Annotated in this window: 13 protein-coding genes and 1 pseudogene; all 14 read right to left on the bottom strand. The window is 39.4% G+C overall.

Features of this window, described 5'->3' with window-relative positions:
- Nucleotides 1-33 precede the first annotated feature (33 nt).
- The gene (locus PLH43_RS10540) at nt 34-864 is read right to left on the bottom strand and encodes a DUF615 domain-containing protein (RefSeq protein WP_324362869.1); all 831 of its coding nucleotides are present in this window, start codon (nt 862-864) and stop codon (nt 34-36) included.
- Nucleotides 865-916: 52 nt separating this feature from the next.
- Nucleotides 917-1,366 (bottom strand): flagellar export protein FliJ, encoded by a 450-nt coding sequence (fliJ, locus tag PLH43_RS10535; protein WP_324362867.1) that lies wholly within the window; start codon nt 1,364-1,366, stop codon nt 917-919.
- A 30-nt stretch (nt 1,367-1,396) separates the two neighbouring features.
- The gene (gene fliI / locus PLH43_RS10530) at nt 1,397-2,710 is read right to left on the bottom strand and encodes a flagellar protein export ATPase FliI (RefSeq protein WP_324362864.1); all 1,314 of its coding nucleotides are present in this window, start codon (nt 2,708-2,710) and stop codon (nt 1,397-1,399) included.
- A 46-nt stretch (nt 2,711-2,756) separates the two neighbouring features.
- Nucleotides 2,757-3,539: a FliH/SctL family protein gene (locus tag PLH43_RS10525; protein WP_324362862.1), complete on the bottom strand. Its 783-nt coding sequence runs from the start codon at nt 3,537-3,539 to the stop codon at nt 2,757-2,759.
- On the bottom strand, nt 3,532-4,554 hold the full coding sequence (fliG, locus tag PLH43_RS10520; protein ID WP_324362860.1) for a flagellar motor switch protein FliG: 1,023 nt from the start codon (nt 4,552-4,554) through the stop codon (nt 3,532-3,534). Before fliG ends, PLH43_RS10525 begins: the two co-directional genes overlap by 8 nt.
- Before the next feature lie 51 nt (nt 4,555-4,605).
- Nucleotides 4,606-4,986 carry a hypothetical protein gene (locus PLH43_RS10515; RefSeq protein ID WP_324362858.1) on the bottom strand — a complete coding sequence of 127 codons (381 nt, stop codon included), beginning with the start codon at nt 4,984-4,986 and terminating at the stop codon, nt 4,606-4,608.
- Between the two features lie 66 nt (nt 4,987-5,052).
- Nucleotides 5,053-6,162 (bottom strand): flagellar basal-body MS-ring/collar protein FliF, encoded by a 1,110-nt coding sequence (fliF, locus tag PLH43_RS10510; RefSeq protein WP_324362856.1) that lies wholly within the window; start codon nt 6,160-6,162, stop codon nt 5,053-5,055.
- Nucleotides 6,163-6,246: 84 nt separating this feature from the next.
- Nucleotides 6,247-6,552 carry a flagellar hook-basal body complex protein FliE gene (gene fliE / locus PLH43_RS10505; protein ID WP_324362854.1) on the bottom strand — a complete coding sequence of 102 codons (306 nt, stop codon included), beginning with the start codon at nt 6,550-6,552 and terminating at the stop codon, nt 6,247-6,249.
- A 90-nt stretch (nt 6,553-6,642) separates the two neighbouring features.
- A complete protein-coding gene (flgC, locus tag PLH43_RS10500; RefSeq protein WP_324362852.1) occupies nt 6,643-7,086 on the bottom strand; it encodes a flagellar basal body rod protein FlgC in 444 nt (147 codons plus the stop codon).
- A 6-nt stretch (nt 7,087-7,092) separates the two neighbouring features.
- A complete protein-coding gene (gene flgB, locus PLH43_RS10495; RefSeq protein ID WP_324362850.1) occupies nt 7,093-7,497 on the bottom strand; it encodes a flagellar basal body rod protein FlgB in 405 nt (134 codons plus the stop codon).
- Nucleotides 7,498-7,903: 406 nt separating this feature from the next.
- Nucleotides 7,904-9,220, bottom strand: coding sequence for a methylenetetrahydrofolate--tRNA-(uracil(54)-C(5))-methyltransferase (FADH(2)-oxidizing) TrmFO (gene trmFO / locus PLH43_RS10490; RefSeq protein ID WP_324362848.1), 1,317 nt, complete (start codon nt 9,218-9,220; stop codon nt 7,904-7,906).
- A gap of 1 nt (nt 9,221) precedes the next feature.
- A complete protein-coding gene (gene topA / locus PLH43_RS10485) occupies nt 9,222-11,330 on the bottom strand; it encodes a type I DNA topoisomerase (RefSeq protein ID WP_324362845.1) in 2,109 nt (702 codons plus the stop codon).
- A 93-nt stretch (nt 11,331-11,423) separates the two neighbouring features.
- The gene (gene dprA / locus PLH43_RS10480; protein WP_324362844.1) at nt 11,424-12,536 is read right to left on the bottom strand and encodes a DNA-processing protein DprA; all 1,113 of its coding nucleotides are present in this window, start codon (nt 12,534-12,536) and stop codon (nt 11,424-11,426) included.
- Nucleotides 12,537-12,687: 151 nt separating this feature from the next.
- Nucleotides 12,688-13,443, bottom strand: a pseudogene (locus PLH43_RS10475) (exodeoxyribonuclease III).
- Nucleotides 13,444-13,648: the final 205 nt, after the last annotated feature.

Here is a 13,648-nt window from a genome sequence, read left to right as displayed (position 1 = left end):
CTTTCGATAATTGTAAAAATATATAGAAAATTTTTATTGTTCAAATTGAATTCCATAAACTTTTGAAAGCTTTTCAGTAACCTTAGCCGCATAGCTTTGACTCATTTCAGATATAATTTCTGCAGCCACGTCTTTCTTCATGTTTTTTAACGTGTTGGCAACCAAGTCCAGTTTTGACTCTCCCAGCTCCTCAAATATTTGGGCTGCAGCCTTGGTATCCATTTTCTCATATAACTTTGCAAACTCTTTTGCCTGCTCATTAGCATACTCTTCCTTGAGTATCTGTTCGTAAAGACTCTGAGCAAGCTGCTCATTCATCTTTTTATAAAATTCCGCAAACCCTTCTTTATCCTCTTTCACCAAAAGCTCTTGTGCTTTTTTCAAATCCTCTTCATATCTAGCCTTTTGAGCTTCCATTTCCGATTTTATCCGCTCGTTTTCCCTCATCAATACCTCAACATCGATCTGGGAATTCTTAAGCTCCTCCAAAGCTTTTTCAGTCTCCTCAAGCTTCTTTGCAAGCTCGCCGCTTTTCTTTCGGAACTGGTTATACTTTTCAATAAGTTCATCTTCTTTAAGATTTTTGGGATCAAGAGGGTCGTAATCCGCTGGCGCAGGAGGTAAAGCCAGCTTTAGGACGGGAATATCTTTCAGGCTGTTCCTGTATCTTTCCACCAGTCCGTTTACATTGTTTCTGATGACAATGAAAAAAACCCCACCGACAACACTAACTATAACAATCAGTGTTATCAACAGCACAAGCAGCCCAAACAGAAAACCACCTTTTTTATCTTCCTTTTTTTCAGTTCCGCTTCCTTGCGCTTCAGGGTTTTTAATAGTTTCTTGAATCTTTTCTTTTGCCATGTCTCTCTCCCAATAGCATTTTTATAGTATTATTTAACGTATATTCAACAGCTTACTGTTCTTGTGAATTGCTTATGTTAAAGCTTACAATCTCATCGTTGAGCTTTTGCTCTTCCTTAAGCTGCTCCTTCATATACTCTTCATACTTTTTCTCTCTCAGCTTTTCAAGCACTTTTCGCTCCTGCATGGCTCTAATCAGCTTATCTCTATATTTATCGACAACAAGTTGTGCCTTCTTAATATTTTCTTTTTGAAGCTTTGCCCTGTCACTAAGATAAGATATATACGTATTGTACTCACGAAGTTCTCCTACTGATATGCCCTCCCAAGACTTGCTGTTTATACTGTCGATATATTCATTCATTTCATTGTTGATCTTATTTAATATATCCTTTTGCCTCTCCAATTCCTGGACTGCTCTTCCCAGCTCATTTTTAAGACCATTTTCCAATTGAATTTTGAGGTTTAGCAGAGTCTGCATTTTAAAAACAAATTTTCCCATAATCATCTCCCACCCTGCTCACCTATAATGTCAAATCAACACACTTTTCATCAAATTTACAGTCTCATCATATGAGTACCGATCATGAACACCTTGCTCAATAAAATCCTGAATCTTGTCAATTACCTCGATGGCATAGTCGATTTTCTTATTGCTTCCTTTGGCATAAGCACCGACATTAATCAAGTCCTCAGCCTCTCTATATATTGCCATCGTCTTTTTAATATCGTTTGCAACCTTTATGTGTTCATCAGTTACTATATCCGGCATAACCCTGCTCACGCTTGCCAGAACATCTATGGCAGGGTACTGGTTTTTGTTTGCCAGATTCCTCGACAAAACAATATGGCCGTCCAAAATTCCTCTGGCAGTATCGGTTACAGGTTCAGTCAGATCATCGCCGTCAACCAATACCGTATAAAGTCCGGTAATCGACCCCGAGTGAGAATTTCCGGCTCTCTCAAGGAGCTTTGGCATTACCGAAAATACCGAAGGGGTATAGCCTCTTGAAACCGGCGGTTCGCCAATTGACAAACCTATTTCCCTCTGAGCCATGGCAAACCTTGTAAGGGAATCCATCAGCAAAAGTACATCTTTTCCCTGGTCTCTAAAGTACTCTGCTATAGCCGTCGCCATAAGTGCTCCTTTTAGTCTTATAAGTGCAGGCTGATCGGAAGTTGCGACCACCACCACAGACCTTTTTAATCCTTCCTCTTTAAGGTCCTTTTCTATAAATTCCCTTACTTCTCTTCCTCTCTCTCCAATTAAGGCAATTACATTAATATCCGCCTTTGTGTTTCTGGCAATCATACCGATTAAGGTACTCTTTCCCACGCCACTTCCTGCAAAAATACCTATTCTCTGCCCTTTTCCCACAGTCAAAAGACCGTCTATTGTTTTTACGCCCAAAGGCAATGGATCTTTTATTCTATTCCTTTGAAGGGGATGCGGCGGTTTGTTTTCAACAGGATATGTGCTCTCGATAACAATCTCACCTTTGCCGTCAATAGGTCTTCCTGTTCCGTCAATTACTCTTCCGACAAGCCCATTGCCGACTCCCACGGACAAATAATCCCTTGTTGCCACCACTCTGCTTCCGGGACCAATTCCGTTCATGTCGCCTAAGGGCATTAAAAGCACCTTGTTGTCCCTGAATCCCACGACCTCTGCAGATATAATCTTGTTTTCCCTTAAGGCATTTATCTTGCAGATTTCTCCAATATTAACTTCAGGGCCGTTAGACTCAATCGTCAAACCGACAACTTTGGAAACTTTTCCGGTATACTCAATAAAGTCCTTGTTATCCAACACATCATAATATTTTGAAAAATCAATGGCCGCCATAGAGCTTCCCATCCCAGATTGTTTATTTTATGCGTGAAATGTGAAATTATTTTCGATTTGCCAATACCTTAAAAAATGCTTCTTCAATCTTTTTAAGCTTTGTATCCATACCTGCATCCACACTTCCGTAGGGTGTTTCCAGTATCAATGCGCCCAGCTTTAAGGCTTGGTCCTTTACAATGTCAAGCTGGCCTATACCTTCAACCATCGAAAGAATCCTGTCCTTGTTTTCAACTATAAAATCGTAATCCGCCGAAGATACCTTCAGCGTAATATTCTCCCTGTTTGAACATCGTTCAAAAGCCTGTGCAATCATTTCCAAAAGTCTATCCTTGTTCATGCTTATCTCTGTACCGATAACTTTCTTGGAAATGTCTATAATAACATTCAATGCATCCTTTTCAATACCTTGAAGCATTTCCCTATACTCTTTCAATGCATTTTCTCTGATTAATTCCGCCTCCTGCAGCAAATCCTCATACTGCATTTTAGCTTCCTCATATCCTTTTTCAAACCCTTTTTGCCTGCTGTCTTCCTCAATTTCCGCCATTAACTGAAACCCTTTTTCCCGGGCATCCTCCAATATTTTAGCTGCCTCAAGCTCTGCTTGTCTGATTATCTCCTCTGCCTCTTTATGAGCTCTCTCCAAAATAGCCTTTTCATTTTCAATCTTTTTATTTAATATCTCGGACTTTTCATTTACACAGGAATCAAAGTCCACTTCAGGCTCTTTAATCTTTTTAATGTTCTGATAGTTAAGAGGAACTTTGATTTGAACGGGTATCCCGATATTTACTTGACTGCTCTTAAATATTTTGTTGCTATACAATTATCTCATCTCCCCCGCCCCTGGAGATTACTATCTCACCGGCATCTTCGAGTTTTCTTATGATATTTACAATCTTCTGCTGAGCCTCCTCAACATCCTTGAGCCTTACAGGACCCATGAATTCCATGTCCTCCTTCACCATTTCAGCCATACGCTTGGACATATTTGCAAAAATCTTGTTTTGAACTTCTTCCTTGGTAGCTTTGAGGGCAATGGCCAGCTGATTGTTGTCAACCTCACGCAGGAATCTTTGAATGGAACGATTGTCCAAAGTAAGTATGTCCTCGAACACAAACATTCTCTTCTTTATCTCTTCGGCAAGGTCGGTATCTTCAACCTCCAGAGTTTCCATAATGTATTTTTCGGTTCCTCTGTCAACGTTATTCAAGATATCAACTATTGCCTGTACGCCACCGGCAGCAGTAAAGTCTTCGGTAACAATTGCCGAAAGCTTCTTTTCAAGTACTCTCTCCACCTCTTTTATTACCTCAGGCGATGTTCTGTCCATCGTTGCTATTCTTCTTGCAACATCAGCCTGTTTGTCCTGGGGAAGCGCCGACAATACGATTGATGCCTGTTGGGGTTTCAGATATGACAGGATCAATGCTATTGTCTGAGGATGTTCGTTTTGGATAAAGTTTATAAGCTGTGAAGGGTCTGCCTTCCTTACAAAGTCAAAAGGCCTCACTTGCAACGACACCGTCAGCTTGTTTAAAACATCCAGTGCCTTTTGAGTTCCCAAAGCTTTCTCGAGAATTTCTTTTGCATAGTTTATTCCACCCTCGGCAATATAATTCTGTGCAAGACATATCTGGTAAAACTCCTCCAACACCTTCTCCTTTTCTTCGGGACTTACGGTCCTGATATTTGCAATTTCAAGGGTCAACTGCTCAATTTCATCATCTTTAAGGTGTTTGAAAATCTCTGCCGATCTTTCAGGCCCAAGAGCAATTAATAACATTGCTGCTTTTTCTTTTCCTGATAGTTCTGTTCTTGCTGCTCCACCTCGAGCCACAATAATACCCCCTAAACCTGTTGTTCTTTCGTGATAAACTGCCTAAATCAATTAATCCCAGTCATCGGACAACCAATTTCTAAGAAGCTGTGCAACTGACTCCGGTTTTTGCTTGACAAAGTTTTCAATCTGTTTCTTAATTTCAGAATGCTCCTCAAAGTTTATCTCCGGTAATTCTTCTTCTTCAGCTACAGCAAAATTAGGACCACCTGCAGTTGCAAGTTCGGGTGTTGCTTCCGGAGTCTTTTTCTTTCTCGGCATTACTGAAAGCATCAGCGCAATTATCAATATAATCATTAATGCAAAGAATCCGTAGTCATCAATAAACTGTTTTATCCTGTCGGATGCAGCTACTACCTCTACTTCCTGAGGTGCTAGTTTTTGCTTGTCCACTGTTATTTTTTCAACCGGAATTCCTGTAGCATTGCTCAAACCTTGTTTAAACTGCTCTATAAAATCATCTGTCAGTTTACTGTCATCGGGAACTCTATTTCCATACTACAGGGCAACCGTCATTGATGACTCTTTAAAATTCATTGTCCCTATGGCTTTTTCTTCCTCGGTCAATGTCTCGGTAAATATTCTGTTTATTATTTCCGACTTGCTTTCATATGAAGAGTTTTCCCCCCCATTTATGGGGTAAGTTGGAACATCTCCGGTTCCCGGGTTGGTATCCATCCCCGGCGCCCCGCCTTGATTTCCGTTCACTAGCTCTTCTGTCTTTTTTTCCTCACTTACTATCGCTTCGTCCAATCCAGTAGGCTTTTCGATTTCTTTTCGATTTTTTGTAACCTTGTCCAAATCCAAAACCGGATTTACTGCAACACTTATAAAATCATAGCTGTCCGAACGACCGGAATACAGGGTTTTTATATTCTTTTCAAGTTCTTCTTTTATACGGAGCTTAAGCTTGTATTGGCTCGAGGGTATATTCATACCGTCTGACAAATTCTGATTCAATATATTAAAATTATTGTCAACAACCGTTACGTTTTTGGGATCCAATCCTTCTATGGAAGAGGCAACTACCATAACTATCCCTTCAACCTGTTCGGGAGTTAATTCACCTTTTGGAGTTATTCTGACAGCCGCTTTTGCTTCGTTTTTCGATTCGACGAAAAACATGGATTCTTCCGGTATGGTAAGCTCAACGTCAGCATCTTTTACATTATCAAACATCTTGAGCTTCGCAACAAGACTGTTTTTCTTGAAATTTTGCCATAGCTGCTTTTTATCACTCTCGGAAGAACTAACTTTAAGAAGGCTCCACGCATCCTCAAATGTCATTCCAGATTCCGTTAATCCTGTGGAAGCTAAGGCAAATTCAGCTTTATTCTTGTCTTTTGAATCGACAAGAATACGCTTTCCGTCACCATGCTTGTATTTTATCTTCTTTTCGGAAAGAGCTTCTTCGATTGCAGCAATGCTTTCAGGATCATCAACGGTAATTAAAGGCACGTATGTAGTCCTTGTAAGCATTACTATGGCTATTGTAAGCACAACCACCAAAATACCGGAAGTTATAAGAATTCGTGTTCTTTGCGACTTGTCAAGATTTTTCCAAAAGTCTGTGATCTGTTGCTGCATTCTTGATAGTACCTCTGGCATGAATCCACCACCTTAGTCAACGGTAATCATCTTCTGTAACATTTATGCAACACATATAGAAATGTACACGCAAAAAAACCTGCACTAAATCTGCATTCTCATTATTTCATTATAAGCATCCAGAATTTTATTCCTGATTTGCAATGTAAATTGAAGAGCTATGTCTGCCTTTTGCGCAGCAATCATAACCTCATGAATATTGTCGGTTTTACCTGCAGCAAAATCCTCAGCAACAGCCTTTGACTGTTTCTCAAGTTCATCCACCTGTTTTATGGCATTACTCAAATAATTGCTGAAAGATTTAACAATATCTTCATTATTATTTTTACCCACTGTAAAATCAAATTTTGATATTGCAGGAGATATTAAATCAATACTGTTTACAGCCATAATACCCTCCTTAAATAACGTCATCGTATTTTTACATCTTTAAAGGCCGGTTTTACAACACTATGCTGCCAAAACTTTTATATCACCTGATCATCTTCCGATTTCCAAGGCCTTCATTGCCATACCCTTTGTGGTGTTGATAGATGTAATATTGGCTTCATAGGCTCTTGTTGCAGAAATCATATTTACCATTTCCGTAATCACATCAACATTCGGCATTAAAACATATCCTTCTTCATCCGCGTCCGGATGTCCGGGATCATATACTCTTTTAAACGGAGATGTATCTTCTACTATTCCCGTAACCCTGACTCCCGCGCCAGCGTTTTTCCCTCTCATACTGCTTTCGAGATATTCGGAAAATGAACCGGTTGAGGATTTTTCTTCAAACAGCACCGTTTTTCTCCTATAGGGCTGTCCGTTTTCAGTCCTTGTGGTATTTACATTTGCAATGTTCTGAGAGATTGTATCCATTCGTAATCTTTGAGCAGTAAGAGCTGATGAGCTTATATCAAGAGAACTGAAATATCCCATGATTTATTATCTCCCTTCTTTGATAGCAGACTTGATTTTACTGAAATCACTGCTGATTTTTTGTGTGAGCAGATAATATTTAATAGTATTTTTAGCCATTTGCGCCATTTCATTTTCAATATCGACATTATTTTCATCAAGTCTCATTGAAAGTGAACTTTTATCCTCCGAAACCTTAATGTCAATATCCATTACATTTCTGGCTCCCACTGGTATATGTTCCTGACGTGTCCTTATACCCTTGATACTTGCCGTTGCATCGTTCAAGTACTCTTCAAAAGCAACGGTCTTTCTTTTATAACCCGGCGTGTCAGCATTGGCAATGTTTTGTGAAATGGTTTCATTTCGTAACAACGCTGCATCCAACGATTTTTCAAGCACATTCGTCCCTGTAAGAATCCTGCCTAGCATTGGATACACCTCCTGTGTATTTTAACTCTGCTCCTAAAAATTAAGAACAAAGCATTTCTCAGTATAATTCGACATATAAATATATTTTCCTGCATTGATTCCATTAGTTATAATGGTATTATTAACCTTATAACCGTACAGGAATACACTTCTATTTGTTTTTATCATCTTTTTACGGAAAAATATGCCTACACGTACAAATAATACTCCTAGACCCTATAAAGACAAAATAAAGAAAATTAAAAAAAAGAACTGCATAAAACTTGACTAATACATAAAATACCATTACTTATAATGATATTATCACAACTTTTAAAAAAAAACAACTATTTTATTATAAAAATATGATAAAATTATGATATTTTAATATAAAATTATCATAAAATTTTTATAGAAGCAAATAATTTTATACTTCCAAATATTTCGAAATATATTCTTTTAAATTTTTCAGAGCCCTCATTGCCGTCTCATAGTTTCTTTTTCTTTTATCCCGTATTTTTAGAGGAATGCTTTCCATTATGCCAAAATTAATATTCATGGGTTGAAAATTCTTTACGCTCCTATCGGAAATATAATGACTTAATGCGCCAATTGCGGTACTTCTCGGAAATATAACCCGTTCTCTTCCTTGAAAATCCATTGAAGCGTTAATTCCTGCCACCATGCCTGAAGAGGCAGATTCCACATACCCTTCAACCCCGGTAATCTGTCCGGCAAAATAAATGTTGGAAGCCTTTTTAAGGCTGTATGCGGCATCTAAGAGCATTGGCGAATTTAGAAAAGTATTTCTGTGCATTACACCGTACCTTACAAATTCAGCATTCTCCAGTCCCGGTATCAGCCTGAACACTCTTTTTTGCTCCAGCCACTTGAGCCTGGTTTGAAATCCTACTATATTATACATGGTTCCCTCACTGTTGTCCTGTCTTAGCTGAACAACCGCATAGGGTTCTTTTCCGGTATTTGGGTCAACAAGCCCCACAGGCTTTAAAGGACCAAATCTCAAAGTGTCTATTCCTCTTTTTGCCATGGTTTCAACCGGCATACATCCTTCAAAAACCACTTCGCGGTCAAAATCTTTCACTTCTGCCAGTTCTGCATTGACCAGTTCATTCCAAAAAGTCTCGTACTCTTCCTTGTTCATAGGACAGTTTATGTAATCGTCCGTCCCTCTTCCATAGCGTGCAGCCCTAAATGCCTTGCTCATGTCTATTGATTCAAAAGCAACAATAGGAGCAGCAGCATCAAAGAAATGAAGATAGTCCTCACCGATAAAATCTGCCAGATGTTTTGACAAATTTTCCGACGTAAGGGGACCTGAAGCAACAATTGCTATTCCTTCTTTCGGAAGCTCCATAACCTCTTCGTTTATTACTTCTATATTTTCATTTTGCCTAATAATCTCCGTCACCATTTGGGAAAACTTGCTTCTATCCACTGCCAAGGCCCCTCCGGCAGGTACTTGAGCAGCATCGGCACACTTCATAATTATGGAGTCTAAAAGCCTCATTTCCTCTTTTAAAAGCCCAACTGCATTTTCCAGCTGGTTTGAACGCAGAGAATTGCTGCAAACCAGCTCTGCAAAAGTATCCATATGATGTGCCGGAGAATATTTTTTCGGCTTCATCTCAAAAAGCTTGACTTTTATTCCTCTTTTGGCAATCTGCCATGCTGCCTCGCATCCTGCAAGTCCTGCGCCTATTACGTTTATATAATCAGTCATACTACTCCTCTTCTTCCTGTTTATCTCCTGTTTTTACAAAGTCACAATTCTCATTGCTGCATCTTAGCTGCACCTTTTTGCCGGAATATTTTTTAAGAAGAAAGCTTCCGCAATTGGGGCAGTTTTCCTTTGCCGGCATATCCCAGGTCATAAAATCGCATTTCGGTTCACTGTTGTTGTTTTCGCACCCAAGATATTTCTTGCCCCTTCGTGTCTTCTTAATGTACACCTTGCCGCCGCATTTAGGACAAGTAACACCGGCATCCTCTAAAAGCGGCTTTGCGTTTCTGCACTCCGGAAAACCGGGGCATGCCAGAAATCTTCCGTTTTTGCCCATCTTGATTACCATATTTCTTCCGCATTTTTCGCAAATCTCATCGGTTACTTCATCGGGAATTTCAATATTGCCTATCTTTTCTTCCGCATCCTTTAAAACGTTAACAAACTGTGAGTAGAAGCTTTTCATAACATCTACCCATCTTTTTTCGCCTTCTTCAACTTCATCGAGCTCCTTCTCCATCTGAGCAGTAAACTCGACATCCACAATATCTTGAAAATGGTTTTTCATAATATCCGTTACTATTTTTCCAAGCTCTGTAGGAACTAATGTCTTTCCTTCCTTTACTATATAACCCCTGGCCAAAATAGTTGTAATGGTAGGAGCATAAGTACTCGGCCTTCCAATGCCTTTTTCCTCTAAAGTCTTAACCAGACTTGCTTCCGTATATCTTGGAGGCGGCTGTGTAAAATGCTGTTTGGGGTCAATCTTTTTCTGCTTTAATTTTTCTCCTTCTAAAAGTTCCGGAATAATACTTTCTCCTTCTTCCGTTTCTTCATCCTTGCTCTCTTGGTACAAGACCGTAAATCCCGGAAACTTTACCGTGGAACCGCTTGCCTTGAAAAGATATTTGCCGGCTTCAATATCGGCATTTATAGTGTCATATACGGCCGGTGCCATCTGACTGGCCACAAACCTCTCCCATATAAGCTTATACAAACGGTATTGCTCTTTGGACAGTGATTCTTTTACAGACTCGGGATCCATTTCAACCGATGTCGGCCTGATACACTCGTGGGCATCCTGGGATGCAGATTTATTTTTATAGATATTTTTTTCTTTAGGAAGATAATTCGCTCCAAACTTTTCTTTAATATACTCCGCAGCCTGGTTTTGTGCCTCATCGGAAACCCTTGTGGAATCGGTACGAATATAGGTAACAAGACCCACAGCGCCGACACCTTTAACTTCAATTCCCTCATACAACTGCTGCGCCACTATCATCGTCTTTTTGGTAGAAAACCCCAGCTTTCTTGAGGCTTCCTGCTGCATTGTACTGGTGGTAAACGGTGCATTCGGATTTTTCTTCTTCTCACCTTTTTTAACCTTTTGCACCACAAATGCAGCATCTTTTATCTCATCGAGGATTTTATTGACTTGCTCTTCACTCGTAAGCTCACTCTTTTTGCTGCCCGAACCGTAAAATTTGGCATCAAAAGGAGTTTTTACTCCTTCTTTTAAGAGCTTTGCAGTTATAGTCCAGTATTCCTCAGGTACAAACTTTTCAATCTCTTCCTCTCTGTCGCAGATGAGCCTTGTTGCAACCGACTGTACCCTCCCTGCGCTCAATCCTTTTTTAACCTTTTTCCAAAGCAGAGGGCTTATTTTGTATCCTACAATTCTGTCGAGTACCCTTCTTGCCTGTTGGGCGTCAACCAAGTCCATGTTGATTTCCCTGGGTGACTTTATTGCGTTCTTAACTGCATTTTTGGTTATCTCATTAAAAGTTACCCTGCATTTTTCTTTTTCATCTATGTTAAGCAAATTAGCCAAATGCCATGAAATAGCTTCTCCCTCACGGTCAGGGTCGGTTGCAAGATAGATAGTGTTTGCGCTTTTTGCTTCCTTTTTAAGCTTTGAAATTATATCGCCTTTTCCTCTTATTGTAATGTACTTGGGAGTAAAATCGTTTTCTATATCGACCCCCATCTGACTTTTCGGAAGGTCTCTCACGTGTCCGACAGAAGCAACTATCTTATAACCTTTTCCCAAAAACTTCCCGATAGTGTGTGCCTTCGCGGGAGACTCAACAATAACCAATTTATCAGCCATCTTTTTCCTCCACTTTTAATTACAGTTTTATTTATCTCTTATTTTTTAATAATATATTATAATATTATATATTGTCATATTACAATTAATTATTTAGCACTTTAATTTGAATATCTTTCCTGGAAGCTGCTCAACAACTCCCTTTAATTCCAGCATTATAAGTATCGAGTTGACAAGCTGTATACTAAATCCGGTTTTTCTTACAATAGTGTCAATATGCATTGACTCAAGCCTCAAACACTCCACAATCTTTTTCTCATCAGCATCAAGACCTTTTAACAACTTGTCATCCTGAAGGTTTTTGGTAAATAAGCCATTTGTATTTTCTTCGATGAAATATATATTTAATTCTTCTAGTATATCGTCAATTCCTGTTACTATTTTTGCACCTTCTTTAATTAATTTATTGGTTCCGGTACTCTTTATGCTGTTGACATTTCCCGGAAGTGCAAAAACTTCTCTTCCCTGCTCCAAAGCAAAATTGGCAGTAATCAGAGAGCCGCTGCGTTCTCCCGCCTCTATCACAATAACTCCCATGGAAATGCCACTTATTATCCTGTTGCGCGCAGGAAAATTACCGGGCACAGGCGTAGTGCCGGGAAGGTATTCCGACAGGCAGGCACCGTTCTCAACTATACTTTCCATAAGTTTCTTATTTTCATATGGATATACTATATCAAGACCACACCCTACAACAGCTATAGTCCTGCCCTTTGCCTCAAGAGCACCCTTATGGGCAAAAGAATCAACTCCTCTGGCCATTCCGCTTACAATGGTAATACCGTATCCGGCAAGCTCTCTGGAAATTCTTTTTGCCATATCAAGCCCATAGGATGTTGCTTTTCTCGAGCCGACTACAGCCAGGTATTTCTCCTCCTTTTGGATAGTTCCTTTCATATAAAGGACCAACGGAGGATCATATATGTTTTTAAGGTATTCAGGATACAATTTATCTTCTAATGTAATAACTTTAATGTCATTCTTATAGATATTCTCAAGATGACGATCTACATCTTGCTTAAATTTAACATTAGTTAAATTCGAAATATCCTTCCTGCTTAAAAAAGGAAGCCCTTGCAACTCAGCTTCAGTGGCATTCCAGACATTATGTATGTCCATAAAATGCTCCAGAAGTTTTTTAGACTTGACTGCTCCAACTCCCGGAACGGAACTTAGCCATACCCATTCTCTGAAACTACCTTCCATTCATATTCTCCTTTATAGACAACCGTAAGTAATGTCGTAGCACCTTCTTACACATTTTCACAAAATAATTTACCATGAATTGTTCATTGAATCAAGGTTTTCCAGATGTAACCATCAGAAACGTCCTTATCATGAACATTTCTGCCCGATGTTATTTTATCTGCAATTCCACCGGACAATGGTCGGAACCTAGCACATCATCATGTATGGAAGCACTGACTAAGCTCTCTTTTAGGTTCTCCGACACGCAAAAGTAATCAATTCTCCACCCGGCGTTTCTTGCGCGGGCATTAAACATGTATGACCACTATGTATATGCGTCCTTTTTATCGGGATAGAAATATCTAAAGGTATCAATAAAACCGGCCTCAAGAAGCTGGGTAAATTTTGCGCGTTCTTCATCGGTAAAACCTGCGCTTCTTCTGTTGGATGCCGGATTTTTAAGGTCAATCTCCTTATGAGCCACATTCATGTCCCCACAAACAATTACGGGCTTTTTGTTCTTTAGCCCGACAAGATAATTCCTGAAGTCATCCTCCCATTTCATCCTGTAATCCAGCCTTTCCAGCTCTTTTTTGGCATTGGGAGTATATACATTGACCAAATAGTAGCTGTCAAACTCCAAGGTTATAACCCTTCCCTCTTTGTCATGCTCATCAATTCCAATCCCGTTTTGAACCGAAAAAGGCTCTATACGGGTAAATACCGCAGTACCGGAATACCCTTTCTTCTCGGCATAGTTCCAGTATTGACGGTACCCATCAAGTTCAAGCTCAATTTGACCCGCTTGAACCTTGCTCTCCTGTATGCAGAATATATCGGCCTCGACTTTTTTGAAATAGTCTAAAAACCCCTTATTCATGCATGCCCTAAGGCCATTAACATTCCAAGATATTAACTTTGTCATAATTTTCTCCTTAAAAGGCTGTACTTTTCAATTATAAATATAGTAATCCCTATGCTTACCCCTTGTCAATCAAATATATTCGTTAATTTCGCGAATTTAGAAACCGGCATATTGGAATTACCACATTTTTATTAAATATATCGTTAAATCAAAATATGATTATCCCACAAAAAGTATCGGTTCTAAATAAAATTTCTTAAACCTA

The sequence above is a fragment of the Acetivibrio sp. genome (assembly GCF_035371925.1).
Lineage (GTDB): Bacteria > Bacillota > Clostridia > Acetivibrionales > Acetivibrionaceae > Hungateiclostridium.
Note: the sequence above shows the minus strand (reverse complement) of the source record. Positions and strands in the feature narration are given on the sequence as shown.

Bases quoted from the DNA above. Each gene is read 5' to 3' on its own strand.
- PLH43_RS10540 (WP_324362869.1), bottom strand. From the start codon at position 864: ATGGCAAAAGAAAAGATTCAAGAAACTATTAAAAACCCTGAAGCGCAA.
- fliJ (WP_324362867.1), bottom strand. From the start codon at position 1,366: ATGGGAAAATTTGTTTTTAAAATGCAGACTCTGCTAAACCTCAAAATT.
- fliI (WP_324362864.1), bottom strand. From the start codon at position 2,710: ATGGCGGCCATTGATTTTTCAAAATATTATGATGTGTTGGATAACAAG.
- fliF (WP_324362856.1), bottom strand. From the start codon at position 6,162: ATGCCAGAGGTACTATCAAGAATGCAGCAACAGATCACAGACTTTTGG.
- fliE (WP_324362854.1), bottom strand. From the start codon at position 6,552: ATGGCTGTAAACAGTATTGATTTAATATCTCCTGCAATATCAAAATTT.
- flgC (WP_324362852.1), bottom strand. From the start codon at position 7,086: ATGGGATATTTCAGTTCTCTTGATATAAGCTCATCAGCTCTTACTGCT.
- flgB (WP_324362850.1), bottom strand. From the start codon at position 7,497: ATGCTAGGCAGGATTCTTACAGGGACGAATGTGCTTGAAAAATCGTTG.
- trmFO (WP_324362848.1), bottom strand. From the start codon at position 9,220: ATGACTGATTATATAAACGTAATAGGCGCAGGACTTGCAGGATGCGAG.
- topA (WP_324362845.1), bottom strand. From the start codon at position 11,330: ATGGCTGATAAATTGGTTATTGTTGAGTCTCCCGCGAAGGCACACACT.
- dprA (WP_324362844.1), bottom strand. From the start codon at position 12,536: ATGGAAGGTAGTTTCAGAGAATGGGTATGGCTAAGTTCCGTTCCGGGA.